Source organism: Pseudomonas sp. IT-P171 (assembly GCF_949767765.1).
GTDB lineage: Bacteria > Pseudomonadota > Gammaproteobacteria > Pseudomonadales > Pseudomonadaceae > Aquipseudomonas > Aquipseudomonas fluorescens_B.
Genome location: NZ_CATKQN010000010.1, coordinates 68,327 through 93,053, shown reverse-complemented (window position 1 = coordinate 93,053; position 24,727 = coordinate 68,327). Strand labels below are relative to the sequence as shown.

The 24,727-nt window shown below is 59.9% G+C and carries 30 protein-coding genes; 28 read left to right on the top strand and 2 right to left on the bottom strand.

Annotation, left to right across the window (positions count from 1 at the left end):
* Positions 1–399 precede the first annotated feature (399 nt).
* The gene (locus ACM6I5_RS08355) at positions 400–762 is read right to left on the bottom strand and encodes a hypothetical protein (RefSeq protein WP_414883558.1); all 363 of its coding nucleotides are present in this window, start codon (positions 760–762) and stop codon (positions 400–402) included.
* A 100-nt stretch (positions 763–862) separates the two neighbouring features.
* Between ACM6I5_RS08355 and ACM6I5_RS08350 the strand changes: the two genes are divergently transcribed.
* The 28 genes from ACM6I5_RS08350 (at position 863) to ACM6I5_RS08215 (ending at position 23,424) form a co-directional block, all read left to right on the top strand.
* The gene (locus tag ACM6I5_RS08350; RefSeq protein WP_414883557.1) at positions 863–1,207 is read left to right on the top strand and encodes a phage holin family protein; all 345 of its coding nucleotides are present in this window, start codon (positions 863–865) and stop codon (positions 1,205–1,207) included.
* Between the two features lie 133 nt (positions 1,208–1,340).
* Positions 1,341–1,931: a terminase small subunit gene (locus ACM6I5_RS08345; RefSeq protein ID WP_414883556.1), complete on the top strand. Its 591-nt coding sequence runs from the start codon at positions 1,341–1,343 to the stop codon at positions 1,929–1,931.
* Between the two features lie 4 nt (positions 1,932–1,935).
* Positions 1,936–3,948 carry a phage terminase large subunit family protein gene (locus ACM6I5_RS08340; protein ID WP_414883555.1) on the top strand — a complete coding sequence of 671 codons (2,013 nt, stop codon included), beginning with the start codon at positions 1,936–1,938 and terminating at the stop codon, positions 3,946–3,948.
* A gap of 1 nt (position 3,949) precedes the next feature.
* Positions 3,950–4,156: a phage head-tail joining protein gene (locus ACM6I5_RS08335; RefSeq protein ID WP_414883554.1), complete on the top strand. Its 207-nt coding sequence runs from the start codon at positions 3,950–3,952 to the stop codon at positions 4,154–4,156.
* Complete coding sequence (locus ACM6I5_RS08330) at positions 4,156–5,634, top strand: phage portal protein (RefSeq protein WP_414883553.1); 1,479 nt, start codon at positions 4,156–4,158, stop codon at positions 5,632–5,634. The genes ACM6I5_RS08335 and ACM6I5_RS08330 overlap by 1 nt, the downstream gene beginning before the upstream one ends.
* Positions 5,631–6,785, top strand: a complete 1,155-nt coding sequence (locus tag ACM6I5_RS08325; RefSeq protein WP_414883552.1) for a head maturation protease, ClpP-related — start codon at positions 5,631–5,633, stop codon at positions 6,783–6,785. Before ACM6I5_RS08330 ends, ACM6I5_RS08325 begins: the two co-directional genes overlap by 4 nt.
* Positions 6,782–7,126, top strand: coding sequence for a head decoration protein (locus ACM6I5_RS08320; protein ID WP_034156291.1), 345 nt, complete (start codon positions 6,782–6,784; stop codon positions 7,124–7,126). The genes ACM6I5_RS08325 and ACM6I5_RS08320 overlap by 4 nt, the downstream gene beginning before the upstream one ends.
* A gap of 61 nt (positions 7,127–7,187) precedes the next feature.
* On the top strand, positions 7,188–8,183 hold the full coding sequence (locus ACM6I5_RS08315; RefSeq protein ID WP_074877060.1) for a major capsid protein: 996 nt from the start codon (positions 7,188–7,190) through the stop codon (positions 8,181–8,183).
* A gap of 2 nt (positions 8,184–8,185) precedes the next feature.
* Positions 8,186–8,506 carry a hypothetical protein gene (locus tag ACM6I5_RS08310; RefSeq protein WP_150735304.1) on the top strand — a complete coding sequence of 107 codons (321 nt, stop codon included), beginning with the start codon at positions 8,186–8,188 and terminating at the stop codon, positions 8,504–8,506.
* Complete coding sequence (locus tag ACM6I5_RS08305; RefSeq protein WP_414883551.1) at positions 8,503–9,168, top strand: hypothetical protein; 666 nt, start codon at positions 8,503–8,505, stop codon at positions 9,166–9,168. The genes ACM6I5_RS08310 and ACM6I5_RS08305 overlap by 4 nt, the downstream gene beginning before the upstream one ends.
* Positions 9,161–9,670 (top strand): hypothetical protein, encoded by a 510-nt coding sequence (locus ACM6I5_RS08300; protein ID WP_414883550.1) that lies wholly within the window; start codon positions 9,161–9,163, stop codon positions 9,668–9,670. Before ACM6I5_RS08305 ends, ACM6I5_RS08300 begins: the two co-directional genes overlap by 8 nt.
* Positions 9,667–10,260: a phage baseplate assembly protein V gene (locus ACM6I5_RS08295; RefSeq protein ID WP_414883549.1), complete on the top strand. Its 594-nt coding sequence runs from the start codon at positions 9,667–9,669 to the stop codon at positions 10,258–10,260. The genes ACM6I5_RS08300 and ACM6I5_RS08295 overlap by 4 nt, the downstream gene beginning before the upstream one ends.
* Before the next feature lie 52 nt (positions 10,261–10,312).
* Positions 10,313–10,531: a hypothetical protein gene (locus ACM6I5_RS08290; protein ID WP_414883548.1), complete on the top strand. Its 219-nt coding sequence runs from the start codon at positions 10,313–10,315 to the stop codon at positions 10,529–10,531.
* A gap of 5 nt (positions 10,532–10,536) precedes the next feature.
* The gene (locus ACM6I5_RS08285) at positions 10,537–10,863 is read left to right on the top strand and encodes a GPW/gp25 family protein (RefSeq protein ID WP_414883547.1); all 327 of its coding nucleotides are present in this window, start codon (positions 10,537–10,539) and stop codon (positions 10,861–10,863) included.
* The gene (locus tag ACM6I5_RS08280) at positions 10,860–11,750 is read left to right on the top strand and encodes a baseplate J/gp47 family protein (RefSeq protein WP_414883546.1); all 891 of its coding nucleotides are present in this window, start codon (positions 10,860–10,862) and stop codon (positions 11,748–11,750) included. The genes ACM6I5_RS08285 and ACM6I5_RS08280 overlap by 4 nt, the downstream gene beginning before the upstream one ends.
* On the top strand, positions 11,747–12,355 hold the full coding sequence (locus ACM6I5_RS08275) for a phage tail protein I (protein ID WP_414883545.1): 609 nt from the start codon (positions 11,747–11,749) through the stop codon (positions 12,353–12,355). The genes ACM6I5_RS08280 and ACM6I5_RS08275 overlap by 4 nt, the downstream gene beginning before the upstream one ends.
* Complete coding sequence (locus ACM6I5_RS08270) at positions 12,348–13,988, top strand: phage tail protein (protein WP_414883544.1); 1,641 nt, start codon at positions 12,348–12,350, stop codon at positions 13,986–13,988. The genes ACM6I5_RS08275 and ACM6I5_RS08270 overlap by 8 nt, the downstream gene beginning before the upstream one ends.
* Before the next feature lie 9 nt (positions 13,989–13,997).
* Positions 13,998–14,438: a phage tail assembly chaperone gene (locus ACM6I5_RS08265; RefSeq protein WP_414883543.1), complete on the top strand. Its 441-nt coding sequence runs from the start codon at positions 13,998–14,000 to the stop codon at positions 14,436–14,438.
* A 101-nt stretch (positions 14,439–14,539) separates the two neighbouring features.
* The gene (locus tag ACM6I5_RS08260) at positions 14,540–15,703 is read left to right on the top strand and encodes a phage tail sheath subtilisin-like domain-containing protein (RefSeq protein ID WP_414883542.1); all 1,164 of its coding nucleotides are present in this window, start codon (positions 14,540–14,542) and stop codon (positions 15,701–15,703) included.
* Positions 15,704–15,715: 12 nt separating this feature from the next.
* On the top strand, positions 15,716–16,219 hold the full coding sequence (locus ACM6I5_RS08255; protein ID WP_248693294.1) for a phage major tail tube protein: 504 nt from the start codon (positions 15,716–15,718) through the stop codon (positions 16,217–16,219).
* A 12-nt stretch (positions 16,220–16,231) separates the two neighbouring features.
* Positions 16,232–16,537, top strand: a complete 306-nt coding sequence (locus ACM6I5_RS08250; RefSeq protein ID WP_414883541.1) for a phage tail assembly protein — start codon at positions 16,232–16,234, stop codon at positions 16,535–16,537.
* A 148-nt stretch (positions 16,538–16,685) separates the two neighbouring features.
* A complete protein-coding gene (locus ACM6I5_RS08245) occupies positions 16,686–19,169 on the top strand; it encodes a phage tail tape measure protein (RefSeq protein WP_414883540.1) in 2,484 nt (827 codons plus the stop codon).
* Positions 19,170–19,181: 12 nt separating this feature from the next.
* Positions 19,182–20,027, top strand: coding sequence for a phage tail protein (locus ACM6I5_RS08240; RefSeq protein WP_414883539.1), 846 nt, complete (start codon positions 19,182–19,184; stop codon positions 20,025–20,027).
* Positions 20,002–20,208: a tail protein X gene (locus ACM6I5_RS08235; protein WP_150735317.1), complete on the top strand. Its 207-nt coding sequence runs from the start codon at positions 20,002–20,004 to the stop codon at positions 20,206–20,208. Before ACM6I5_RS08240 ends, ACM6I5_RS08235 begins: the two co-directional genes overlap by 26 nt.
* 82 nt (positions 20,209–20,290) lie before the next feature.
* Positions 20,291–21,337 carry a phage late control D family protein gene (locus tag ACM6I5_RS08230; RefSeq protein ID WP_414883538.1) on the top strand — a complete coding sequence of 349 codons (1,047 nt, stop codon included), beginning with the start codon at positions 20,291–20,293 and terminating at the stop codon, positions 21,335–21,337.
* Positions 21,338–21,391: 54 nt separating this feature from the next.
* Positions 21,392–21,955 carry a glycoside hydrolase family 19 protein gene (locus ACM6I5_RS08225; protein WP_414883536.1) on the top strand — a complete coding sequence of 188 codons (564 nt, stop codon included), beginning with the start codon at positions 21,392–21,394 and terminating at the stop codon, positions 21,953–21,955.
* Positions 21,937–22,479, top strand: a complete 543-nt coding sequence (locus ACM6I5_RS08220) for a lysis protein (protein WP_414883535.1) — start codon at positions 21,937–21,939, stop codon at positions 22,477–22,479. Before ACM6I5_RS08225 ends, ACM6I5_RS08220 begins: the two co-directional genes overlap by 19 nt.
* Positions 22,480–22,629: 150 nt before the next feature.
* Positions 22,630–23,424, top strand: coding sequence for a DNA adenine methylase (locus ACM6I5_RS08215; protein WP_414883534.1), 795 nt, complete (start codon positions 22,630–22,632; stop codon positions 23,422–23,424).
* A 597-nt stretch (positions 23,425–24,021) separates the two neighbouring features.
* Here the strand turns inward: ACM6I5_RS08215 and ACM6I5_RS08210 are convergent.
* Entirely contained in the window at positions 24,022–24,702 is a 681-nt protein-coding gene (locus ACM6I5_RS08210) for an SOS response-associated peptidase family protein (protein WP_414883533.1), read from the bottom strand.
* Positions 24,703–24,727 lie beyond the last annotated feature (25 nt).

Below are 24,727 nucleotides of genomic sequence, written 5' to 3'. Positions count from 1 at the left end.
CCCGCCTAGAAGTACCTCCCGCCCGTGTGAGCGTAGCGGGCGAGCATTACGCGCTTACGCGCGAACGCGTGTTCTTTAAATTTCTTCCTTTACACGAGAAAGAAGAAAGATAAGTAGGACAGTGGGGCGAAGCCCCGAATTTAGGCGCTCTCAGGCGTCCCACTTCGATTCTGAAAAGTGGGACATATGGGACACCACCGCAACAACAGAATGCCGTGGTGGTGTATTCGCCGACATTCGCTAGGCGTTCACCCTGTGTTACCCACTTATTCACCGGGTGGCATTAAAACAGGGTTGCTGCCACCGGAATCGACCTGTAAAAAGTAGTCATCTTCGATAGGTGCGACCGCAGAAGCGGCAGGAAACCGGCCATAGCGCCGGTTTTTTTGTGCACGTCATTTACGATTGCTGTTTACGTTGATCTTCATCCATTTTTCGCCAAATCACGGCGAGACCTAATCCGGTTCCAGCGAAAACGACAATGGACCAACAGTCCAAAAGTAAATGCAGGACACTGGAACGGGTCAGAGGATCATCGGATGTGGCGAAAGCTACGATTCCCAGGACGCCCCGAATGCAAAGTACGAGAGTTCCTGCGTAAGTAAGTGCGCGAATCATTTTTTCGGCGCAGAAAGCTCTCAGCTTCTTCCACTTCATTTTGTCCTCGTCTGAGGCTTGAACCCACAAGAGCATGAACGTGGCGACGCCGATTGGGAAAAGAATGAGTGCTGTTACAGCGACCAAGACGTTCAAGGTATTCATGACAATCCTCAAGACTAAACCGGCAGCTTATTCGACATCCGAGATCACCGAAATAGAGCGGTAGTGTTACTGACACTCCAATTTTACAGTGAGAGAGCAAATGACAAACGAGCAACAAGCACTTGCAGAGATGCCGATCTGGTTAGTGATCGTTCTGGCATTGGTCGGCGGCGTGTCCGGAGAGATGTGGAGAGCTGACAAGGATGGGGCGCGGGGCTGGGTGTTGTTGCGACGCCTAGCGCTTCGGTCCGGCGCCTGCATCGTCTGCGGCGTGTCGGCGATGATGCTGATGATCGGCGCAGGTATGACGATTTGGACGGCGGGCAGCTTGGGTTGCCTGACCGCGATGGCGGGTGCCGATGTTGCCATCGGGTTGTACGAACGCTGGGTTGCCAAGCGGCTTGGCGTGTGCGAAGTCCCGCCGAATGGCGGCGGATCAGCCTGAAACCGCCGGGGACCCTGGCGTTTTCCGGCGGGTACGGGGTCGGAAACCCGCGGGACTGTGTTAGCGGACAGTTCACCAGCTTAGTGAACTGAGGTGAACAGGTGAACACCCGAGGTGAACAGGACATTCCATCATGACTGTAATTAGCAAAACGGAGTTTGCGGCACGGCGAGGCTGGGCTAAATCCTATGTTTCCAAGTTAGCCAATCAGGATCGATTGGTGTTGACCCAGGACGGCAAGGTCGACCTGGAAGCAACGGAAGCACTCCTGGCTCAGACTGCTGACCCCAGCAAAGCCGCTGTTGCCGATCGTCATCACCAAGACCGGCTTCAGCGTGACGTTTACAGCCAGCTCGCCAGCCATGTCGAACCGACTTCCACGGCTGCGCCGCCGCCCGCGATCATCCCTGCGGGGCAAGTCCCTGACTTCCAGAAGGCGCGGGCATTGCGCGAACACAACCTGGCTCAGCTCGCTGAGATCGAGTTGCACAAGGCAAAGGGCTCGCTGGTCGCTCTGGCAACAGTCAAAACCGGTGCATACAACGCCGGCCGCATGCTGCGCGACCAACTGCTCGGCATGCCTCCCCAGCTTGCTCCCGAGCTGGCGTCCATGACCGACCCTTGGGAAATCGAAAAGCATCTGACGGCGGCGATTCGTCGCTCCCTGGAAGACGCTGAACGCATGTCGTCGGCGGACCTTGAACACGCACTGACGACGAGTTAAGCCTATGTCCACGGAATTTCCTGACGGTGCAGAGGTGTATCGCGAGGAGTATTTCCGTGGGCTACGGCCCGACCCGGATGTCTGGATCGATCAGTGGGCCGACGAGTACATGCGGATCCCGCGTGACACCGGCGCCGCAGAGCCCGGCAAGTACCGCACCTCGCGCACGCCTTATGCGCGCGAGCCGATGCGTTGCCTGTCGCCGGCGCACCCCTGCAAACGCGTGGTCACCATGGTGGCCTCGCAGTTGATGAAAACGCAGATCGCCTTGAACTGGATCGGCGGCCTGATCCACATGGCGCCGTCCAACATCCTGACACTGTTGCCCAGCCTTGGCCTGGCCAAGCGGGTATCGTCGCGTATCAGCAAGACGATCAAGGCCACGCCTGTACTGCGTGAGCGTGTGGCGTCCAGCCGTTCGCGGGACTCGCGCAACACCATGGACACCAAGGAATTCGAAGGCGGTTCGTTGTACGTCACGACTGCCGGCTCGGCGGCCAACCTGGCCGAGCTCTCGGCGCGCTACGTGTACGGCGACGAGATCGATCGTTGGGAGGTGGACATCGGTGAAGAGGGTGATCCGATTGAACTGGCAGAAACCCGAGGCAGTACATTTGGCCGCAATGCGAAGTTCTACTTTTCCAGTTCGCCGACCATCAAGGGCGCCTCACGGATCAACGATCTGTTCGAGGGCAGCGACCAGCGTTACTACTACGTGCCATGCCCGAGCTGTGGACACATGCAGACCCTGGAGTGGGAGCGCCTGCATTACTCGAAAGATTTCAGCGTGGTGCATTACCAGTGCGCAGGCCCCGACTGTGACGTCCTGATCGAGGAATATCACAAGGGCGAAATGCTCGCTCAGGGTGAGTGGCGTGCCCATGCGGAAGGCGATGGCGAGACGATTGGCTTTCACCTCAACGCGCTGTATTCGCCGCTCGGCTGGATGGACTGGAAGTCGCTTGCCAAGCAATTCGAGAAGGCCAAAAAAGCCCAGGCGAAGGGCGATCTTGAACCTATGCAGGTGTTCTACAACACCCGTCTGGCCAAGGTCTGGGACGCAGCTCAAGAGCAAACCAAAGCCGATGTACTGAGGCAGCGGGCGCGACTGGAAGACTTCACCCTCGGCTCGTTGCCGGCGGTCGTGTTGATGATCACAGGCTCCGTAGACGTCCAGGCCAACCGCCTGGAATTCATGGCGATGGGTTGGGGCGTCGGCATGGAACGTTGGGTCGTCGACTATCAGATCGTTTCGGGCGATCCCGCTGACGAGCGCACCTGGGCGGCACTGGACGAATTGCTCAAAGCCAAATATCGCCATCCGTGTGGCGTGGGTTTGGGGATTCTCGCCGTCGCGGTCGACTCCGGTGGCCACCACACAGACGAGGTTTATCAGTTCTGCCGCGTGCGGCGCTGGCGCAATGTGTTCGCCATCAAGGGCGCGAGCAAACCGGGTAAACCGGTGATTGCTCAGCGTCCTTCCATGGTCGACGTAACCTGGAAAGGCCAAACCGAACGCAACGGCGCCGAGCTTTGGTTCGTCGGTACCGACACGGCCAAGGACTGGATTTACAATCGCTATCCGTTCGAGGCGGGGCCAGGCGCACTGCACTTTGCCAATGACCTGCCCGACGATTTCTTCGATCAGTGCGTCGCGGAACGCAAGGTTGCGCGCTACATCCGTGGTCACAAGCGCATCGAATGGGTCAAGGGAAAAGCCGAACGAAACGAAGCGCTGGACTTGATGGTGTACTGCCTGGCCATGGCGCATTACCTCGGGCTCAACCGTTACAAGGAACACGACTGGGAGCGCGTGCGTCAGTCCCTCGCGCAGTCGGGTTTGTTTGACGACGCCTTGGGCATCAAACCGGTTCAAGGCGAACGCGTCACCGCTTCAACACCACCAGCTGCTGCTCAACCGGCACCGCAATCCACTGTTGCGGTCGTGCAAACGCGACCGGCAGCACCACCCCCTCAACGCCGCAGCTCCACCAGCGGTTACCTGAAGAGACGCTGATATGTCCTTTACCCAAAAGCACCTCGACGCGGTTGAGGCGGCCATCGCTCGCGGTGAAAAAGTTGTGCGCTACACCGACCGCACCGTGGAATACCGCACCATCGACGAACTGCTCAAGGCACGCGAGGAAATTCGCGCCTCGCTGATCAGTGCAGCCGGACCACGCTCTCGGGTGGTTCGGTTGTACCACGGAGGAAAAGGAGTCTAATGGCCCGCTATCCGACGCTCACCCGTAACGGGTTCGTGTTGCCGTCGAACATCAAGGCCAGTTACGAAGGCGCCGGGGAGGGCCGACGTTCCACTGGCTGGGATGCTCCCGACAACGGAATCAACAGCATCAACACCCCGGCGCTGCGCAACTTGCGATCACGCTCCCGGGCAGCGGTTCGCAACGACCCGTATGCCTACAACGTAATCGACAAACGCGTCAGCAACCTGATCGGCACCGGTATTACGCCAAGGCCAAAAACCGACGATGAAGCCCTGCGCAAACTGCTGCAGGAACTCTGGGACGATTGGGTCGACGAGTCGGACGCCGATGAGCGCACCGACTTCAACGGCCAACAGGCGTTGGTCGCGCGCACCGTGGAAACCTCGGGCGAATGTTTTATCCGGCTGCGCCCGCGTGGCCTGGATGAAGGTCTCGCGGTGCCGTTGCAGTTGCAGATCCTGGCCCCCGAGTTTGTCCCTCACGATAAATTCGAAACCACTCGCGACGGCAACTTCATCCGCGCGGGGATCGAGTTCACCCCGGGTGGCAAGCGCGTGGCCTATTGGATGTACCTCTCGCATCCGCGTGATGCATCTTCGCTGAATGCCGGTTACAACCAACTGGTGCGCGTGCCGGCCGCGCAGGTGTTGCATATTTTCGAACCGGTCGAGCCAGGCCAGTTGCGTGGCGTGCCGCGTTTATCGCCGGTGTTGAAGCGCCTGCGCAGCCTCGACAACTACGACGATGCGGTGTTGTTTCGCCAGGAAGTCGCCAACCTGTTCGCCGGGTTTATCAGTCGTCCGGCGCCGGATAGCGTCCAAACGCCTAGAGACCCGGTCACCGGCCAACCGTTAAATATGGATCGCGACGGTTTCACACCGATGGTGGCGCTGGAACCTGGAACCATGCAGGAGCTGGGGCCGGGTGAAGAGGTCGAATTCTCGAAACCGCCGGATGCGGGCAACAACTATCCCGACTTCATGCGACAGCAACTGATGGCAGCTGCTGCCGGTACCGGCACACCGTACGAGATCCTCACCGGCGACATGCGCGAGGTCAACGACCGGGCGCTGCGGGTAGTGCTCAACGAGTTCCGGCGCCGATTGGAGCAACTGCAGTTCGGCGTCTACGTGCATCAGCTTTGCCGGCCGGTCCGTGCGGCCTGGATGGACATGGCAGTGCTGTCGGGTGTCCTGGTGCTGGACGACTACACGCAACGGCGCCGTGAGTACTTGCGCACGCGTTGGGTCCCGCAAGGCTGGGCTTACATCCAGCCTGTTCAGGACGTGCAAGCCCGGCGAATGGAAGTGCAGGCCGGCTTCGCCTCACGCAGCGAGATGGTCCTGCGTACCGGTTACGACGCGGAAACGGTCGACGCGGAAAACGCAGCCGATCTGGTCCGGGCCACCACCCTCGGCCTCAATTACACCACCCTCGACGCTTTCGTCCCGATCGACGACAAGGAGCAACCATGAGCAAGAAAACGCGACCGCGCGTTTACAACCGGGCGGGCGAGCGCGTGCCGGTGCAAGACAAAACCTGGTACGCCGTACACGCCAGTGGTGAAGCCACCGAACGGGTGATCGAGGTCTTTGTTTACGGCGAGATCGGTGGCTGGGGTATCACCGCCAATCAGTTTGTGCAGGATCTGCGCGCCATGGACGACGGCGTCTCGCCGGTGATCGCCGCCTTCAACAGCATCGGCGGCGACTTGTTCGACGGCCTGGCCATGCACAACGCGTTGTCGCGTTTGGGCGAACGTTGCACCGGCCGGGTGGACGCGTTGGCCGCCAGTGCCGCCAGCGTCGCGGTGTGTGGGGCTCACCGGGTGGTGATCGCCTCCAATGCCATGCTGATGATTCACAACCCTTGGACGTACGCGGCAGGGGATGCCGAAGACTTCCGCAAGGTGGCCGATGTCCTGGATCAAACCATGGAGGCGATCATCGCGGCCTACAAGGCGAAGGCACCAGACATTGATGAGGTCGAGTTACGGCGCCTGGTGGCCAATGAAACCTGGCTCACCGCCAATGAGGCGGTGGCCTTGGGGCTGGCGGACGAAGTGGGTGATGGTGTCGCGGTCAAGGCGTGCGTCGGCCAAGGTGCCGTATTGCAGCGTTATCAGCACGCACCGGCCGAGCTACTGGCCCAGCTCGACGAACCGCCAGAGTCTGATCCGGACTTGGAACCGGATGAACCGCCGCCGACGCCTCCCGTGGTCGATTCAGCAAAGTTGGCCCTGATGATCACCCAGCGCTGTGCCGAGTCGGACATCAGCAATTTGATCGAGCCACTGCTCAGCTCCACCAAACTTGAAAGCGAAGCCATCGTCCAGGCCGGCCTGACTCGGGCCAAAGCGGTGAACGATCTTTGCGTGGCTGCGCGGTTGCCCGAGTTCAGTGTCGAGTTCGTTGCCGCTGGCCTGGACGTCGCAGCGGTACGTGCGCGCCTGTTCGACAAGATCGTCGGCAGTGGCAAGGGTTTCGAAATCGACAACAGCTTGCCGCTGGACGATGACCCGGCCCTGAAGGTGCAGGCCAAAAAAATCGATCAACCTTCCATTTGGTCCGCCCGCCAAGCCGCGCAGACCGGTAAATCCCAACCTGCTTCAGGAGTAAGACGATGACCATCCAACGTGAGCCAATGCATGCGGGCGAATTTCTCCTGTCTGAAGCGGCCGGCACCATTTCCCGCGAAGCGATCAATGTCGCCGCTGGCCCTGCACTCGAGCCTGGGCAGATCCTCGGTCTGGTCAGCCTGACCGGTGAGTTTGCTCCGTATAACCCAACGGCCGAAGACGGTAGCGAAAACGCGATCGCCATCCTTTACGGCCCGCTCGGCGAATCGGATGTGGTGCGTCGTGGTCGTGCCGTGGTGCGTCTGGCTGAAGTCAGCGAAGCCCACCTCACGGGCCTGGACCCTGCTGCCGAGAAGGCGCTCGCCACCCACTTCCTGATCGTCCGCTAAGACGATCCCCTGTTTTTCCAGCCCGCCGAGTGCGGGTTTTTTATTTTCTGGAGATTGCTTCATGGCTGATATTGAAATCTTTAACGATGACGCGTTTTCGGTCTCTTCGCTGACCGCCGCCATCAACGAACAGGAATACCTGCCGGGCCGCATCAGCAGCCTGGGTCTGTTCCAGGAAGAGGGCATTACCACCCTGACCGTGCAAATCGAAAAGGATGGCGACATCCTGGCTTTGGTGCCAGCCGGTGAGCGCGGTACGTCTGGCCTGGTGGTCAGTGGCACGAAACGCAACCTGATTCCGTTTAATACTGTGCACTTGCCGCAACGCTTCGCGATCAAGGCCGATGAGATTCAGGGGATCCGCGCCTTCGGAACGCGCTCCGAGTTGCAGGCTGTCCAGGACGTGGTGAATAAACGCCTGGCGAAAGCGCGTCGACAGCTGGATGCCACTCACGAATTTCAGCGCATGGGCGCGTTGAACGGGCAGATTCTCGATGCCGACGGGTCGACGGTGCTGTTGGACATCTACAAAACCTTCGGCGTGACCCGCAAGAAAATGTCCATGGGGCTCGCCAATGCTGAGACCGAGCTGCGCGTAAAGTGCGGTGAAGCGTTGGACCTGCAGGAAGATGCGCTGGGCAGCATCACCAGCAGTGGCTCGCGCGCCCTGTGTGGCAAAAATTTCTGGAACAAGCTGATCGTTCACAAGTCGGTGAAAGAGACCTTTCTCAACAGTCAGCAAGCCGCCGCCTTGCGCGGCGATGCCCGCGAAAGCTTCGAATTCGGCGGCATTGTCTGGGAGCGTTATCGCGGCAAAATCGCCGGTGTGACCTTCATCCATGACGACAAAGCGCTGCTGATTCCCGAAGGCGTACCGGACCTGTACATCTCGGTCTTCGCCCCGGCCGACTACATGGAAACGGTCAACACCGAGGGCGTGCCGTACTACAGCAAAATCGAGCCGATGCCGTTCAACAAAGGCATGGCCGGTGAAGCGCAGTCCAACCCATTGCACCTCTGCACTCGGCCTCTGGCGCAGATCCTGCTGGAGCTCTGATCATGGGCTTTCGCGATCTGATCGCCGATATCGACGCGGTGGTGTTCGAAACCCTGGGCGACACCGCGCGGATCGAGGGTCGCGAGGAGCCCGTGCTGGGCATGTTCTCGGCACCCTGGTTACAACCGAAAATCGGCAAGCTCAATACCGGCCTGCGTGAGCCTCGTTTCGAGATTCGCGTCAGCGATTCACAGGGGCTGGAGCAGGGCATGTTGGTCAGCGTCGATCTGCCCGAGCTGGACGGTGGTGGCGACTACGATCTGCTGCAGCTGGAGCCGAGCGGTGACGGTCTGGTCGCCCTGATTTTGAGGATGCGCGCATGAGTATCGGAAGCTTCTACAAACCCTCAGCCGACGGCGGGATGATCTCCATCCAGGCGTCGACCGCAGATCTGCAAGCCTTTGAAAACTTCGCCAGCCTGGTCCCCAAAGCAGCTGCCGCAGCCCAGCGTCGAGCGATTAACAAGACGTTGGGCTGGCTGCGCACCCACATTGCCCGGGCGGTCAGTCGGCAGGAGCGGATCGCCGTCGCGGCGGTCCGTCAGCGCCTGCGGGCTTACCCGGTCTCCGGCGGCGCAACCAGCGGTAAATTGTGGTTCGGTCTCAATGCCATCGAGTCCAGCCGTATCGGCCGGGCACGGCAGTCCGGCCGTGGTGTGTCGGTGGCGGGGCGGCGCTATCAGGGAGCCTTCCTGAAGCAGGTTTACGGTAACAAACCCGACATCTGGATTCGTACCGCGAGCAAGCATTTCAACGCGGACGATTACCCCGACAGCACCGTGTCAGGTGCTGCTGGAGCCAGCTCTGGCTGGGTGGCGGAAAACGGCAATCGCTTTCCGTTGGCCAAGGCCAAGGTGTCGCTGGAGCAAGCCCGGCCGCACTTCGACGAATGGATCAAAAAGGCCAATTCACGCTTGCTGGAAATCCTGCAGCAAGAATTCAACTTTGAGCTGCAGAAGTACCTGAAGGGGTCGGCGAATGTCTGATGAACCATTTAGCCTCGATCAGTTGTACAAGGCGATTGAGCAACACCTGTTCAGTCAGTTACCCGGCATCAAAGCGGTCACGGCATGGCCGAGCATCAAGGACCGCATCGCGTTGCCTGTTGTGTTCATCGAGATGGCCGAGATTGAACCGGGCAAGGATATTGGTACCGGTGAAACAACCCTGATTTGCCGTTTCGAAGCACGGATCATTGTTGATCCCATCCGCCCGCAACATTGCCAACAGGCCGCGCAATTGGCGGCCCAACTGGCGGTATTGCTGCGCATGCAAAATTGGGGGCTGGCCATCGAACCGGCCGAGTTTGTCCAGGCACTGCAGGACTGGACCAAGCCGGAGCTCGATGGTTACACCGTCTGGTTGGTGGAATGGACGCACCAGATTTACCTGGGTGTTGAGGAGTGGCCGTGGCCAGATGAGCCGCCGGGCTCGCTGGTGTTCGACATCGAGCCCGGCGATGGCCCGGTAAGTCCGGAGGATCTATGAGCCACGCCCTGGCCGAACATGATCGGATGATTGCCGCCATGCTGATGCCGTGCGCGGTGGTCGGTGTGGATCTGCCAGCGGCGACGGTGCGCGTCTCCAATGGTGCATGGACCAGCGCCTGGGTGCGCTGGCACAGTCTCGCCGCCGGCAAGGCGCGGCACTGGCGGGCGCCCAGCTTGGGCGAGCAAGGGGTGTTGTTCAACCCGAGCGGCCAGGCGGGCATGGGAACGTTTATCCCGGGGCTGTACGGAAACGCCGGACCACCACCGGATAACCGCGATCATGTCGAGGCCTGGCGCTTCGACGATGGCGGCTCCCTGGTCTATGACTGGGAAGCCAATAGCTACACCATCACGCTGCCGACGGGGACAGTGATCACCAAGGTGGGGGCGACCGAATCCATCACCACCGACACCAATATCACCGTGACGACGGCAAACATGAAGCTTGTCGCGGCCGTGGAAATTCAAGGGCCGTTACGCGTAACGGAAGGCGTCGAAATTGGCGGCACCTTGCACGCGGTGGGAAGCATCACCAGCGGCGCCGATATTCTCGCCACTGGCAATAGCGACAACCATCACTCGCACTAACCCGCAATCATCCAGCCCGCCCAGTGCGGGCTTTTTCATGTCTGGAGAAAACATGGCCAAGCCTTCCGATGTAGCCGTTGACGACCCATCACCGGCGCCTGATCTGTTGCTGACCTTTCGCGACAAGGTCTACACCTCGCGAACCTTGATCCTCCCTCGCAGCAAGCGTTCGCTGGCCGTGATCAAAGGGCGAGTCGAGGTGTCGGCGTCTGATGAGCAGGCGATCAGTTACCTGAAAGCCAACCCTGAGTTCGAACCGCTGAAGGAGTGATGTCGATGATCGGAATGGATCGCCACACCGGGCAGCCCATTTCCGGTATCGAGCATCTGCGGCAGTCCATAGCCGACATCCTCGGCACGTCGCCGGGCGCCCGACGGCAACGGCCGGACTATGGCAGCAAGCTGCGCGCCTATGTCGACCTGCCGGTTAACGAGGGCTGGAAAAGCTCAGTCCAAGCCGAGGCCGCCCGCGCGCTGATGGCTTGGGAGCCGCGGCTAAAACTGAAGAGCGTACGCGTGTTGTCGGTGCTGGGCGGGAAGATCGATCTGAGCATTGCCGGCGACTACCTCGGCGACCGCTTTCTGGTAGAGGTGAGTGTATGAGCAGCATTGTGGATCTGTCGGAATTGCCGGCGCCGGATGTGCTGGAGCCGTTGGACTTTGAGGCGACGTATGAGGAAGGGCTGGCCACCTTTCGCAGTTACATGGGCGACAACTGGAGCGCGCCGCTGGAGAGTGACCCGGTGGTGAAGCTGATCGAGGTCGGTGCCTATAACAAAGTGGGCAACCGGGCCCGGGTCAACGATGCCGCCAAGGCCCTGCTGTTGGCTCACGCGATCGGTCCGGATCTGGATCACCTGGGGGCCAACGTCAATCTGCCGCGGCTAGTAATCCAGGCCGAGGATCTGCTGGCCGTGCCGCCGGTGGCGAAGGTCATGGAGCTGGACGACCCTTACCGCGAGCGCATCCAGTTAGCCTTTGAAGGGTTGACCACGGCCGGTCCGCGTAACAGCTACATCCTGCACGCGCGTAATGCCTCGGGCCTGGTCGTGGATGCCTCGGCGGAAAGCCCATCCCCCGCCTGCGTGACGGTCACGGTGTTGAGTTCCGAGGGCAAAGGCGAGGCCAGTCCCGAGCTACTGGCCACCGTCACGGCCGCGTTGAATGACGATGAAGTCAGGCCGGTGGGCGATCGGCTGACGGTGCAAAGCGCTGAGATTATCGACTATCGCATTGAAGCCGTTTTGCACATGAACAGCGCCGGGCCCGAGGGTGACGCCAGTCTGGCCGAAGCCAAAAAGCGCCTCGCGGCCTGGATCAATCCACGCAAGCGCCTGGGCGTTGAGGTGGCGCGCTCGGGGGTAGATGCGCAACTGCACGTTGCCGGCGTGTCCCGGGTCGAGCTGGTGGGGTGGGTTGATCTGGCTCCGACCAAGGCACAGGCGGCGTATTGCACCGAGTGGAGCGTGGTTCTGGCGGGCGCGACATGAGAAGCCTACTGCCGAGCAATAGCACGCAACTGGAGCGCGCCCTGGAGGCGTCGTTCTTCGACAAAACCATTGTGCCGTTGCGCACCTTGTACAACGCCGATACCTGTCCGGTGCATTTGTTGCCCCACCTGGCGTGGGCCTGGTCGGTCGACCGTTGGGATTATCGGTGGTCCGAGGCGACCAAGCGCGCGGCAATCAAGGCGTCGTATTACATCCATGCCCACAAAGGCACGATCGGCGCCTTGCGCCGCGTGGTCGAGCCGCTGGGCTACCTGATCGAAATCATCGAGTGGTTCAAGACGGTGCCCGAAGGGGTGCCGGGCACCTTTGCGCTGAAGGTTGGCGTTCTGGACACCGGGATCACCGAGGAAATGTATCAGGAGCTTGAGCGCCTGATCGACGACGCGAAGCCTGTCAGCCGCAAGCTGACCGGGCTGGCGATCAGCCTGGAAACCAAGGGCCATTTGAACATCGCGGCCTGTCTCTACGACGGCGACGAAATCGACGTTTACCCGCCGGTGATGCGTGACATCGAGGTCACGGGCAGCTTTTCCGTGCTCGGCCGTGAACACACCATAGACTCCTTGGACGTTTATTATGATTGATGCGAATTCGCAGTTTTTCGCCATCCTCACCAATGTGGGGCTGGCCAAACAGGCGAACGCCGACGCGCTCGGCATTCCCTGGAAGATCACCGACATGGGTCTGGGTGATGCCAACATGACGGACCCCATCCCCAATCCCGCGCAAACCGCGTTGATCAACGAATGGCGGCGTCGGCCGCTGAATCAGCTCAAGATCGACCCGGCCAACCCGGCGATCATCATCGCCGAGCAGATTATTCCGGCCGACGAGGGCGGGCGCTGGATTCGTGAAATCGGTCTGTATGACGAGGCCGGCGATCTGGTGGCGGTGGCCAACTGCGCGCCGAGCTACAAGCCGCTGTTGTCGCAAGGCTCGGGCCGCACGCAAGTGGTGCGGATGAATTTCATCGTCAACAACGCCGGCAACATCACGCTGAAGATCGACCCGGCGGTGGTGCTGGCTTCGCGCGCCTACGTCGACGCGGCCATTCTGGAAGTTCTGCCGGCGAACAAAACCGCCGGCGAGTTTACCCGGGTGAAGGTCAACAATCGCGGCGTCGTGGTGTCGGGTGACAACCCAAGCACCCTGGCCGGAATGGGGATTACCGACACTTACACCAAGGCGCAAATCGAGGCGATGATTGCCCAAGCCTCGGCGTTGCCAGTTGGTGCGCAAGTCTCGTTTCCGGTCAACAAGGTGCCGCCGGGCTTTCTGGAGCGTGACGGCAGTGTCAAGAGCATTGCAGCCTATCCGGATCTGGCGACTTTTCTGGGCGGCGCATTCAATCGGGGTGACGAGGGCGCGGGTAACTTCCGTCTCCCGGAGTCGCGCGGCGAGTTCGAGCGCGGTTGGGACCATGGTCGTGACATTGATAGCGGTCGTGCTATCGGTAGCTGGCAGGTCGGGACGTATGCACCTGGCGATGGTGATGCGCAAAATTTGCCTATCCCTAACTTGAACAACGCGGACCATATTCGCGTTCTCGGTATTGATTACGACAAGGCGCCTTGGGTGCCAGAAACGCTTAACCTTGGCTTTACAGCGGCGCAACCGTCGACTACTCCTGCGGATGGTGTGCAGGCGCCAGGCCAAGCCAGCGGCGGTGTGGATTGGGGGCGAAGCCGTCCACGCAACGTCGCGGTAATGATGTGCATCAAGGCCTGGAACGCGCCGATCAATCAGGGAAACATTGATATTGCCGCGCTGGTGACGCTGGCCGCCCAGGCCACCGAAAACAATCAAGGCACGGCTAAGGTCGCAACACAGGTCCAGGTTAATGCCGGTACTGATGACGCGACGATCGTCACACCCAAGAAATTGCGGTGGGGCTTCGCCATTCTTCTAGCCATCAATGGCTTTATCGCGTTTCCGTCGTGGCTGGGTGGTTTCGTTTTTCAGTGGGGCCGTATCACTATTAACCAGCCCACGACTAACGCTGCGGCCACTGGTAATTGGACGTATCCGATGCAGTTCCCGACCGCGTGCCTGAGTGTTTGGGCCTTTCAGCATACGCTTGGCGGAAGTTCGTCGGGCTCAATCCTTGAGCGCCTATGTGGTAACGGTGAGCCCGCTATCAACGGTGCGAGTTTTGTCATTAGCGATGCCGATACGGTGGGCAACTACACGCTTCGAACGTTCGCGATTGGTTCTTGAGGATACGCAATGAAAATGTTCCACAGCCCTTCGAAGGACGCCATGTTTAACGATGCCGTCTACGGAAACGCTATGCCCGAAGACGCGGTGCAAATCCCGGCCAATCGTGTCGACGAAATACTGGCGGGCCTCGGCCTGCAAAAGACACTAGTGGTCGACGAGGGCGGGAAACTGGTGTTAGTCGAACCTGTGCCCGTGGTGCCTACGCTTGAACAGATTGCCGCTGCTGAGCGGACATGGCGTGACGCCGAAGTCTCGCGGGTGCTGTGGTTGCGTGATCGGCATCGCGACCAGCTCGACGTGGGCATGGATACCACGTTGACCGCTGAGCAGTTCAACGAGCTGCTGACGTACATTCAGGCCTTGCGCGATTGGCCGCAATCGTCTGACTTCCCCGACAGCCAGGACCGGCCAATCGCGCCGGCGTGGATCGCCGAACAAACCCAATAAACGCCCCGCACTGACGGGGCGTTTTCTTTTCCGTTACGCATAACACCAATACCCTCACGGCCTCGCTCACGCGGGGCTTTTCCGTTTCTGGAGATTGATCTATGGCTGGCTTTTTTCACGGCGTCACCACGACGCTGATTGATACCGGCGCGCGCACCATTTCGTTGCCGTCGTCGTCGATCATTGGTTTGTGCGACACCTTCACCCCGGGCCTTTTGGCCACGGCCAAAGCTGGGGAATTGGTGCTGATCACGACCGAGCGCGAGGCCATTGCCGCGTTCGGTGCTGACTCGGCAATCACCCGGGCCTGTCAGGCGATCTATGTCCGCGCCAAAGCGGTGATCGTGGCCATCGGCGTGCCCAAGCTGGAAGACGAGGCGCTGCAAACCTCGGCGATCATCGGCGGCGTTCTCGCCAATGGCCAGCGTACCGGCCTGCAAGCGCTGTTGGACGGCAAGAGCAAACACAACGCCCAGCCGAAACTGTTGATCGCCCCGGAGCATTCCGCCACGCAAGCGGTGGCCACCGCCATGGATGCCCTGGCCGGCAAGTTGCGCGCGATCGCCATTGTCGACGGGCCGAACACCACCGATGAGGACGCTCTGGCCTACGCCGAAAACTTCGGTAGTAAGCGGGTGTATTTGGTCGATCCTGGTGTGCAGTACTGGGATACGGGCAAAAGCGAGACGGTCAACGCGCCAGGCTCGGCGTGGGTCGCTGGCCTGTTCGCCTGGACCGATGCCAATTACGGCTATTGGGCATCGCCGTCGAATAAAGAGTTTGTCGGCATCACCGGTACCAGTCGTCCGATCGAGTATCTGGACGGCGACGACACCTGCCGGGCCAACCTGCTGAATAACGCCAATATCACCACGATCATTCGCGATGGCGGCTATCGCCTGTGGGGTAACCGCACTTGCTCCGCTGATGCGAAGTGGTCGTTTGTCACCCGCGTGCGTACCTGCGACATCCTCATGGATGCGATCCAGGCCGGGCACAAGTGGGCGGTAGACCGCTCGATCACCAAGACCTACGTGCAGGACGTCACCGAAGGTCTGCAAGCGTTTATGCGCGATCAGAAAAACGCCGGCGCAGTGATCAATTTCGAAGTCTACGCGGACAAGGAAATGAACACGGCCAGCCAAATCGAGCAGGGCAAAATTTACTGGCGCATCCGTTTCACCGACGTGCCGCCGGCGGAAAACCCGAATTTCCTTATCGAAGTCACCAACGAGTGGCTGACCGAAGTTCTCGAAACAGCCTAAGGGGGCCTTTCAATGATTCCTCAAGTACTGACCAACTGCGTCGCGTTTATTGACGGCGTGAGCCTGTCCGGTGAAGTGCCAAGCCTGACCCTGCCGAAGCTGACGCAAAAGACCCTCGACTATCAGGGCGGCGGCATGTCGGCGCCGATTGAGTTCGCTGTGGGCATGGAAAAGCTGGAGTCCGCGTTTACCACCAACGGCGTGCGCCGCGAGACGCTGAAGTATTTGGGGCTGTCCGATCAGACCGCCTGCAATCTGGTGTTTCGCGGTGCGTACAAGGGCCTCAAGGGCGCGGTCACGCCAGTGGTCGTGACCATGCGCGGCGGCGTGAAAGAGGTCGACATGGGCGACTGGAAGCCGGGCGATCAGGCCGAAATCAAACACGCGGTGAAGCTTGTTTACTACAAGCTCGAAATCGACGGGCGTGTGATGTACGAGATCGATCCACTCAACATGATTCAGGTGATCGACGGCGTTGATCAACTCGCTGCCGAACGCTCGGCAGTTGGCCTTTAAGGATAAAAGCACATGACTCTAGATACTCAAGCGTTGCCGGCCTGGCTCGCCGTTACCGAGGAAGGCGTCACCGTAACGCTGCGTTATAAAGCCAGCTTCAACGGTGTGCTGGTCGACAAGTTGACCATGCGCGCGCCCAGCGTGAAGGAATTCAACGCCGCGAAAATGATCGGCGCCGGCGACATGGAAAAGATGGAGCTGCACCTGTTTTGCTCCTTGCTCTCGGTCGCCGAGGCGGATCTGTTGGCCCTAAAACTCAAGGACTACAACCGCTTGCAGGCCGGCTATTTTCGCCTGGTCGAAGAGGACGATGTGTAACGCAACCACGCTCAAGATCGCGGCTAAACGCTTGGCCAAAGAGACGGGGTTCTCGGCGGCCGAGATCGAGGCCATGACTTTTGATCGGATGGTGTGGTGGCTCACGGATTGAGCCGCCTTCGATCGACTCGACGCATAGGGCACGTACATGGCGAACAAACTCGCGCTCGGCCTGGTCATTGGTGGGGCGGTCAGTTCCTCGGTGGGCAACGCCTTTAAGGATGTCACCGGGCGCATCAAGAAGCTGGAAGCCGAAGGCAAAAAAGCTCGGGTGCTGGAAAAGACCATTGGCGACACCATCCGCTTGCGTGATGAGTGGCGTAAGGCGCATCTGGCGGGTGAACAGGGGGCCGGCGCACTGCTGAAACGGCTTGAGTCCAATATCAGTAGCCTGAAAAAACAGGGCGTTGAAGTCCGCAACTTGACCAAGGCTTACACCAGCATGGGCGCCGTGGCGGCCAAGGCCGAGCTGAAAGCCAAGGGACACATGCAGCTTGATGAGGGCAAACAGAACCTGAAAAGCAGCGTCGGCCAGGCAGCGGCGGCCACGGTGGCCATGGCCGTTCCGACCAAGGTCAGCGCGGACTATGGCGCGATCATTCGCGACATTTCGATCAAGGCCGGTATTGCCAACAAGCCGGAAGAAGCGCAGCTGTCCAAGACGATTATCGGCACGTCGCGCGATACCGGCATGGCGCGCAATCAGGTGGCTGAAGTGGTCAATGCCCTGGTCGGTGCCGGCATGGAGCTGGACAAGGCTCTGCAATATGCGCCGACGGCGGCCAAGTTTGCCGTGGGCCAGGGTTCGGATGGTACCGAAACGGCGCGCATGATCAATGCCCTGGGGCAGAACGCCAAGATCACCGACCCGGCGCAGATGCAAAAGGCCCTGGAGGCGATCGCCTACCAAGGCCAGGCCGGCAGCTTTGAGGCGGCCGACATGGCGCGCTGGTTCCCTGAATTGCTCGCGGGCATGGGCAAGCTGGGCATCACTGGCATGGACTCGGTGTCGCAACTGGGCGCCATGCTTCAGGTGCAGATGAAGACCGCCGGCGGTTCCGATGAGGCGGCGAACAACCTCAAAAACTGGATGGAAAAAATCGGCTCGGGCGACACCGTCAAGGCCTATGCAGACGCCGGTATTGATTATCAAGCGTCGATGAACACCGGCCTGCAGAATGGCAAGTCCACCCTGGAATCCAGCTTTGAATTGGCGCAGAAGTATATTGCCGCGACCGATCCGAAGAAGGCCGCCGCCATGGCGGAAGCCACGGCCAGGATCAGTAAGGAAGCCGATCCGGAAAAAGCCAAGGCCATGATTGCGTCTCTGGAACAAGCCCTGCGCACCGGCGACCTGTTCGCCGACATGCAGGTCAAGGGCGCGCTGACGGCGTACATGCAGAACAAGGATCTGTACGCCAAGTTGAAAAACGAGTCGGCCAATGCCAGCGGGATCTTGGATAAGAACCTGGAAGAGCGGCGCCAGTCCTCGGCGCAGAAGTGGGCAGAAATGGCCCAGGGCATGGATGACGCCATGCGCGCGATCGGTGACGCCTTTCGACCAGTGACGGATGCAGTGGCTGGTGGTTTGACGTCGGTCGCCCAGGGCCTGAGCAAGCTGTCGGATGAATCGCCGCGGCTGGTGACGGGGATCGGTGCGGCCGTGGCGGCGGTGATCGCCGCGCAGACGGCGTTTAGCAGCTTCAAGATCGCCAAGGGCCTGTTGAACATCGGGCGCGGTTCGCTGGGGGGCAATCCCAACATTCCGCAAAAGGTGATCGTCACCAACATGCCAGCCGGCGGTGCCGGCGGCCTGGATGGCGGCGGCGTCGATGCCGACGGCGGCAAGGGCAAGAGGGGCGGCAAGGGCGGTCGGTTTGGCGGTGGTCGCGGTGCGAGTGTCGGCCTGGGGGTGAAGGGGCCGGCGATCTTTGCGGCGGTTGATTCCATGTTTAAGGCGGTGGACACCTACCAGAACGCCGAAACACAAGACGAAAAGGCCGAGGGCTACGGCGGTGCGGCGGGCGGTTTGGCCGGGGCAATCGCCGGCGCTTCGGCGGGGGCTTTCATCGGCTCGGTGGTGCCGGTGATCGGCACTGTGGTGGGTGGTGCGATCGGCGCCGCCCTGGGCGGTATGGGTGGCGATCTTTTGGGTGGAGTGCTCGGCAAGACGATGTTTGGTGCCGACGAATCACTCAAGCGCCTGCCTGACGCGGGGCCACTGATGATGGCCAACGCCGGCAAGGATATTCCGCCGGTCATGGGCAGCATCGCGCAGTCGTTCGCCAAGCCTGGCGCCAGTGGGGTGTCGCTGTTGGCCGCTCCCGGCCGTGCCGCGCCGGTGGTCGAGGCGCAGCCTGGTGATGCGGCGCGCGCCATGATGTTGCCGCCAGCCAGTGCCGACGCGGCGGCGGCGAAGTTGGCTGCACCATCGCCGGCCAAGGCTGAGGCCGCAGGGGTAAAGGTCGATTCCAAGGTGGAAATTCATGCGCCATTGACGGTGACAGTACAGGGCGATGCGAAAGATCCGGCGCAACTCGCGGAGCAATTGCGGCCGTTTTGGGAGCAGCAGCAACGCAACATCGCCCAGCAATTGGAAAGCCGCAAGTTGTACGACTCGCCAAACATTTAATGCGGAGGGCTTATGCCTGCATTGGACCAATTACAGTCGGGGCTGAAATACCTGGCCTCGGCGGGGGAAACCGGACGGCGCAGCCTGGACGGCATGCTGGGGCCGATGAATGGCGCGATCAGCGAAATTACCGGCGCCGCGTCCGAGCTGGAGGATCTGCCCTTTGTCGGCCCGGTGGTCGGCGCCAAGCTTCAGCGGGTCATGCGCGGGGTGAATGCCGCGCAAGCCAAGGTCGGCGCGGTGGTGGCCACCTACAACAAAGCCTCCCGGGCGTTGTCGGGAATGGATGAGCGCTTGGGCACCCTCAAGGAACAGGCCGGGAAAGCGGCGACGGCGATTAACAAGATCGCCGGCAAGGCCAGTCCGGCGTTGGCCAACATCGTGCCCACGGGGGCCTTTGCCACTGATCAGACGCCGGCGCCGGAGGCGGTTAAGCCGTTTCCGCACCTGCTGATCATCCAGCCGCAAGACCCCAAGGCACCGCCGTATTTCTTCAACCTCGATACGGCCGCCTTTGATGAGCTGCGCCGCTCGACTGAATTTCGTTGGGCCTCGCAAGAGCGCCTATCACGGCGCCCGGCCCAGCAAGCAGTCGGCATGGGCGACGAGAAAATCACCCTCAAGGGCGCGATCATCCCAGGCCTCAAAGGCGGCTTGAAACAGCTCGACACGCTGCGCACGCTCGGCGCCCAGCTCCAGCCGCTGACCCTGACCACCGGTTATGGCGACGTGCTGGGCACCTGGTGCCTGAAGAGCCTTGAGGAAGAGCAAAGCGCGTTGATGCAGGGCGGCATCCCACGTAAACAAGGGTTCACACTGGAGTTTGTGCGCTATGGCGACGACATGCAGAACGTCTGACGGGGATCTGCTGGACACCATTTGCAATAATTTTTATGGCCATCTGGTCGGCACGGTCGAGGCAGTCCTGAACGCCAATCAGGGCTTGGCTGAGGAGGCGCAACCGTACCGCGCTGGGGTGCTGATCGTGCTGCCGGATCTGCCCAAGCCAATCGAAGAGCAGGTAACGCTATGGGATTGATGATCTAAGATGCGATCGCTTAATTCGTTAAGCTCCTTACTTTCTAGCCCGCCTCGCGCGGGCTTTTTTTTGGAAAAAATCCATGACGCCTGTATTTCGCATCGTGGCCGATGGTGCCGATATCACCAGCCTGATCAATGATCGGCTGATTCAGCTTCGTACCACCGACAAGACCGGCATGGAGTCAGACGAGTTCGAATTGCGTATTGACGACCGCGACGGCCTGGTGACGCTGCCGAGCCGTGGCGCGGGGATAGAGGTCTACCTGGGCTACGCCGAGACGTCCCTGGCCCGCATGGGCCGTTACGTGGTGGACGAAATCACCGTGTCAGGTCCGCCCGACACCATCGTGATTCAAGGTAAGGCCAGCGACATGCGCGGCAGTGGCAAGACCATTCGCAGCGGCAGTTGGGAAAACGTGCCGCTGTCGAAGATCGTCGCTGATATCGCCGCGCGTAACGGCTGGCAGCCAGTGTGCCCGGTGGCCACCAAGGTCGAGCGCGCCGATCAAATAAGCGAGTCCGACTTTAATTTCATCACGCGCCTGGCCAAGCAATACGACTGCACGGCCAAGGTCGCCGACGGCAAGCTGTTGGTGATGCCGCGCCAGGGGGGCGAGAGTGCAAGCGGCAAAGCATTTGGCGTGATCACCCTGACTCGTAGCGATGTCAGCCGCTGGCAATTCCGCCTTGGCGATCGCAACGCGCACAAGTCGGTGGCCGCCACGCATCAGGACAAGAAGACCGGCCAGCTCGCCGTGGTGTCCCTGGACAACGACGACGTGCCGGACGGCCTGCCGGCGGTGCATACCGATCGACACATTCACCCGAACAAGACTGCCGCCGAGGCAGCGGCCAAAGCACGCCTGGCGGCGTTCAATCGATCGACCGCCGGCGTGCGCTTTGAAATGCCCGGGCGCACCGACATTTTTGCCGAGCGCTCAATCAATGCCCAGGGCTTCAAGGTCGGGCTCGATGGCGAGTACCTGGCCGACTCGGTGGAGCAGGTTTTCACCCAGGCAGGCTGGTCGACCACAGTCGAATGTAACGGCGGAAAAAAGGGCAAGGCCAAAGCCAAAGGCAAGAAAAAGAAAGCCGACAAACCGATCAAGGTGGTCAGCCTCGCGTAACGCAACAAAACACTCATCGCCGCCCTGTGCGGTTTTTTTATGTCTGGAGTTTGTATGCCCTTAACCGAGCAACAGCTGCAACGCATCATGCCCAACGCCCGCCGCCAAGCGGGCGTTTTTGTATCCGCCCTTAACGCTGCAATGGCATACCGGCAGATCAATACACCGAAACGCCAAGCGGCGTTCCTCGCCCAAGTGGGTCATGAGTCAGGTCAGCTGCAGTACGTGCGGGAGCTGGGCGGTGATCAATACCTGAGCAAGTACGACACCGGGTCACTAGCTGCCAGATTGGGCAATTCGCCGGAAGCTGATGGTGATGGCCAGCGCTATCGCGGTCGCGGTCTGATCCAGGTCACCGGCCACGACAATTATCTGCGCTGCAGCTTGGCGTTGTTCGGCGACGAGCGATTGCTGCGCACCCCTGAGCTGCTGGAGCTGCCGCAGTGGGCTGCCGAGTCGGCCGCGTGGTTCTGGTCTGTGAATGGGCTGAACGCGCTGGCCGATCAAAACGAGTTCAACACGATCACCCGCAGGATCAATGGTGGTCTCAATGGCCTGCAAGACCGGATCGAACTATGGGAGCGGGCGAGGGCGGTGCTATGCGTATCGGCGAACTGATCCCAGCGCCGTATCGGCTGCTGGTAAAAAGCGTGCTGATGGTCGTCTTGGTCGGTGGTTCTGCGGCCATTACCTGGCAAATCCAGGACTGGCGATATGGCAACCAGCTCGCCGAACAGGGCCGCCTGCACACCGAAACGCTCAATCAGATAACCCTTGCTTCGGTCGCGCAGCAGCGTGCCGAACGAGACAAACGCCTCGCGCTTGAGCAGCGCCTGGCAACCAGTGAACAAACCCATTACCGAGTCTTGAGCGATGTCCAACGTGATCAAGGTCGCCTGCGCGACCGCCTTGCCACTGCTGATCTGCGCCTGTCAGTCCTACTCGACGCCACCACTGACGCCGGCAACGGATCGGTGCCAGCCACCACCGCCACCGGCGGCGTGGTTCATGGCCCCGCAAGAGCCCAACTTGACCCAGCGCATGCTCAACGAATTATCGGCATCACCGATGCCGGCGACCAAGGACTGATCGCCCTGGCTGCCTGTCAGGCCTACGCCAAAGAAGTCTCAACACCGAAGTGAAAAAGAGCGACCGGGTCGGATGCGTCAACATCCAACCCGGCCGCCGTCCCTGCAGATGTTCCCTGCAAGTCCAGCCAAGGCTCTTACTCCGTGCACGAAGCGCGGCGAGCCTAGCACCTGTTTATCCATACAGTAAAGGTCTTGCTTTCTATGTCCACACCCATCATCCCTTGGATGGGCGGCAAACGTCGCCTGGCTGATCGCCTCATCCCGCTTTTTCCACCACACGAATGCTACGTTGAAGTCTTTGCCGGCGGTGCCGCGCTCTACTTCATGAAGCCCCAGCCATCGCCGGTCGAAGTCCTCAACGACATCAACGGCGACCTGGTCACGCTTTACCGCGTCGTGCAGAACCACCTCGAAGAGTTCGTGCGCCAATTCAAATGGGCGCTCAGCTCGCGCCAGGTGTTCGAATGGCAGAAAATGACCCGCCCCGAAACCCTCACCGACATTCAGCGCGCCGCCAGATTCTTCTACCTGCAGCACCATGCTTTCGCCGGCAAGGTCACCGGGCAGACGTTCGGTACTGCGACGACTGGACCGGCCATCAACCTGCTGCGGATCGAGGAGAACCTCTCGGCCGCCTGGCAGCGCCTGTCCGGCACCTACGTTGAAAATCTCCCTTGGCTTGAATGCGCGGAGCGTTATGACCGCGCTCACACTTTCCACTATATGGACCCGCCTTACTGGCAGACCGCCGGGTACGGCGTGGACTTTCCGTTCGAGAACTACGAGCGGATGGCCGACTTCATGCGTCGCTGCAAAGGCAAGGTCATGGTCAGCATCAACGACCATCCTGATATCCGCCGTGTGTATACAGGCTTTCATTTCGAAACGCTCGACATCCGTTACTGCAATACCAACCAGCGTCAAGGGAAGGCCGACGTAAGTGGTGAGCTGGTGATCATGAATTGGAAACCTGATTCGTTGGGTGGATTGTTCTGATCACCATGGAGTAAACCCTGGGCAGCCCATACCCCAGAGCTGTAATAATTCAGTGAGTTTGATAAGGAACTCTACGGACACCATTAGAAGAATTATCACATTCATTTTTGTTCTCGCAAAGAAACCTGCCGCGCTTGAGGGCGCGGTAACGTTGAGTTAGGAGTGAATCTATTCTTAAACTAGTTGCTTGGTACGGTATTCGTCAATGGTCAGTTTTGGATAAGTTAAAAAAACTTGATGGGGGCTGTTGGTATGTTGTCCCTAGGGCTGAATGTGTATGCCTTGTGCGGGACTACTTTGTCATAGGGTTATGGGTGTATATGGCAGGAGGGGATTGGGGCATTGGGTGTATACGGCAGGCGTATAATGATAAAGTTGATGGCTGTTTCTGTTGGGTGTTTTTTACACGGAAAGTGGAATTTGCGTATTTACGTAATTAAGTAAGTACGTAGGTTTTTTATCTGGTTTTGAACGGGGAATATTGTTCTAGGTACCTCTGCCTACTTGTAAGTAGGCAAACATTCAAAATTTTTGCTACACGAAAAGTGTTAGTCATGAATTGGGTGCTCAATGAGATCGAGCATTTACCCGCTGAGGTTAGGAAATCGGAGTAATGAGTGCCGCGCCTTGGTTGCGGACATTGCCAATTGCCCGATCGACCTTGAACCACTCGAAAACCTCGGCTGGTTCACCATGCTGTAGCACCATTTCTTCTGCTCGTTCGCTGGGTGTTGCCGGATCCAGCCATTCCCGAGCGAGTTCTGGTGAAAGTGCTACCGGACGCCGGTCGTGAATATCCACCATACCGCCGGCGCTGTCGGCAGTGATGATCACGAAACCGTCGTGCTCGCTGCGTTCTCTCCCGACGGTGGGATATTGGCCAATTGCTGCACAGAAGATTGGTGTCTGTTTTCGATACCGAATCAGGTAGGGCTGTTTCTTAGGCCCGCCTTCGTCGACCCATTCGAACCAGTTGTTGATTGCAACGATGGCCCGATGCGGCCAAATGGCGCGGAAGAACGGACCATGGGCGACCTTTTCTACACGAGCATTTATCGGTGCGGCTCGATCCTTTGCCCAAAGCGGCCGCCATCCCCAGCGCACCAGATTTACATGCAGAAGATCCTTTTCCTGATGAAAGAGAGCCAATTGAGTGGTGGGGGCTGCGTTGTATTTTTCGAGCGGCAGATCGCCTATGTGGTTGACCAGCGCATTTGGCATGCTCAAGGCGGCGACGAAGTCGTGAATGCCATCGTATTGAGAAAGTCGTCCGCACATCTCCAATCCACCTATCAGAAAATAC

What these genes read in the sequence shown, in the direction of transcription:
- ACM6I5_RS08355 (WP_414883558.1), bottom strand. Translation starts at nt 762, where the DNA reads ATGAATACCTTGAACGTCTTGGTCGCTGTAACAGCACTCATTCTTTTC.
- ACM6I5_RS08350 (WP_414883557.1), top strand. Translation starts at nt 863, where the DNA reads ATGACAAACGAGCAACAAGCACTTGCAGAGATGCCGATCTGGTTAGTG.
- ACM6I5_RS08345 (WP_414883556.1), top strand. Translation starts at nt 1,341, where the DNA reads ATGACTGTAATTAGCAAAACGGAGTTTGCGGCACGGCGAGGCTGGGCT.
- ACM6I5_RS08340 (WP_414883555.1), top strand. Translation starts at nt 1,936, where the DNA reads ATGTCCACGGAATTTCCTGACGGTGCAGAGGTGTATCGCGAGGAGTAT.
- ACM6I5_RS08335 (WP_414883554.1), top strand. Translation starts at nt 3,950, where the DNA reads ATGTCCTTTACCCAAAAGCACCTCGACGCGGTTGAGGCGGCCATCGCT.
- ACM6I5_RS08330 (WP_414883553.1), top strand. Translation starts at nt 4,156, where the DNA reads ATGGCCCGCTATCCGACGCTCACCCGTAACGGGTTCGTGTTGCCGTCG.
- ACM6I5_RS08325 (WP_414883552.1), top strand. Translation starts at nt 5,631, where the DNA reads ATGAGCAAGAAAACGCGACCGCGCGTTTACAACCGGGCGGGCGAGCGC.
- ACM6I5_RS08320 (WP_034156291.1), top strand. Translation starts at nt 6,782, where the DNA reads ATGACCATCCAACGTGAGCCAATGCATGCGGGCGAATTTCTCCTGTCT.
- ACM6I5_RS08315 (WP_074877060.1), top strand. Translation starts at nt 7,188, where the DNA reads ATGGCTGATATTGAAATCTTTAACGATGACGCGTTTTCGGTCTCTTCG.
- ACM6I5_RS08310 (WP_150735304.1), top strand. Translation starts at nt 8,186, where the DNA reads ATGGGCTTTCGCGATCTGATCGCCGATATCGACGCGGTGGTGTTCGAA.
- ACM6I5_RS08305 (WP_414883551.1), top strand. Translation starts at nt 8,503, where the DNA reads ATGAGTATCGGAAGCTTCTACAAACCCTCAGCCGACGGCGGGATGATC.
- ACM6I5_RS08300 (WP_414883550.1), top strand. Translation starts at nt 9,161, where the DNA reads ATGTCTGATGAACCATTTAGCCTCGATCAGTTGTACAAGGCGATTGAG.
- ACM6I5_RS08295 (WP_414883549.1), top strand. Translation starts at nt 9,667, where the DNA reads ATGAGCCACGCCCTGGCCGAACATGATCGGATGATTGCCGCCATGCTG.
- ACM6I5_RS08290 (WP_414883548.1), top strand. Translation starts at nt 10,313, where the DNA reads ATGGCCAAGCCTTCCGATGTAGCCGTTGACGACCCATCACCGGCGCCT.
- ACM6I5_RS08285 (WP_414883547.1), top strand. Translation starts at nt 10,537, where the DNA reads ATGATCGGAATGGATCGCCACACCGGGCAGCCCATTTCCGGTATCGAG.
- ACM6I5_RS08280 (WP_414883546.1), top strand. Translation starts at nt 10,860, where the DNA reads ATGAGCAGCATTGTGGATCTGTCGGAATTGCCGGCGCCGGATGTGCTG.
- ACM6I5_RS08275 (WP_414883545.1), top strand. Translation starts at nt 11,747, where the DNA reads ATGAGAAGCCTACTGCCGAGCAATAGCACGCAACTGGAGCGCGCCCTG.
- ACM6I5_RS08270 (WP_414883544.1), top strand. Translation starts at nt 12,348, where the DNA reads ATGATTGATGCGAATTCGCAGTTTTTCGCCATCCTCACCAATGTGGGG.
- ACM6I5_RS08265 (WP_414883543.1), top strand. Translation starts at nt 13,998, where the DNA reads ATGAAAATGTTCCACAGCCCTTCGAAGGACGCCATGTTTAACGATGCC.
- ACM6I5_RS08260 (WP_414883542.1), top strand. Translation starts at nt 14,540, where the DNA reads ATGGCTGGCTTTTTTCACGGCGTCACCACGACGCTGATTGATACCGGC.
- ACM6I5_RS08255 (WP_248693294.1), top strand. Translation starts at nt 15,716, where the DNA reads ATGATTCCTCAAGTACTGACCAACTGCGTCGCGTTTATTGACGGCGTG.
- ACM6I5_RS08250 (WP_414883541.1), top strand. Translation starts at nt 16,232, where the DNA reads ATGACTCTAGATACTCAAGCGTTGCCGGCCTGGCTCGCCGTTACCGAG.
- ACM6I5_RS08245 (WP_414883540.1), top strand. Translation starts at nt 16,686, where the DNA reads ATGGCGAACAAACTCGCGCTCGGCCTGGTCATTGGTGGGGCGGTCAGT.
- ACM6I5_RS08240 (WP_414883539.1), top strand. Translation starts at nt 19,182, where the DNA reads ATGCCTGCATTGGACCAATTACAGTCGGGGCTGAAATACCTGGCCTCG.
- ACM6I5_RS08235 (WP_150735317.1), top strand. Translation starts at nt 20,002, where the DNA reads ATGGCGACGACATGCAGAACGTCTGACGGGGATCTGCTGGACACCATT.
- ACM6I5_RS08230 (WP_414883538.1), top strand. Translation starts at nt 20,291, where the DNA reads ATGACGCCTGTATTTCGCATCGTGGCCGATGGTGCCGATATCACCAGC.
- ACM6I5_RS08225 (WP_414883536.1), top strand. Translation starts at nt 21,392, where the DNA reads ATGCCCTTAACCGAGCAACAGCTGCAACGCATCATGCCCAACGCCCGC.
- ACM6I5_RS08220 (WP_414883535.1), top strand. Translation starts at nt 21,937, where the DNA reads ATGCGTATCGGCGAACTGATCCCAGCGCCGTATCGGCTGCTGGTAAAA.
- ACM6I5_RS08215 (WP_414883534.1), top strand. Translation starts at nt 22,630, where the DNA reads ATGTCCACACCCATCATCCCTTGGATGGGCGGCAAACGTCGCCTGGCT.
- ACM6I5_RS08210 (WP_414883533.1), bottom strand. Translation starts at nt 24,702, where the DNA reads ATGTGCGGACGACTTTCTCAATACGATGGCATTCACGACTTCGTCGCC.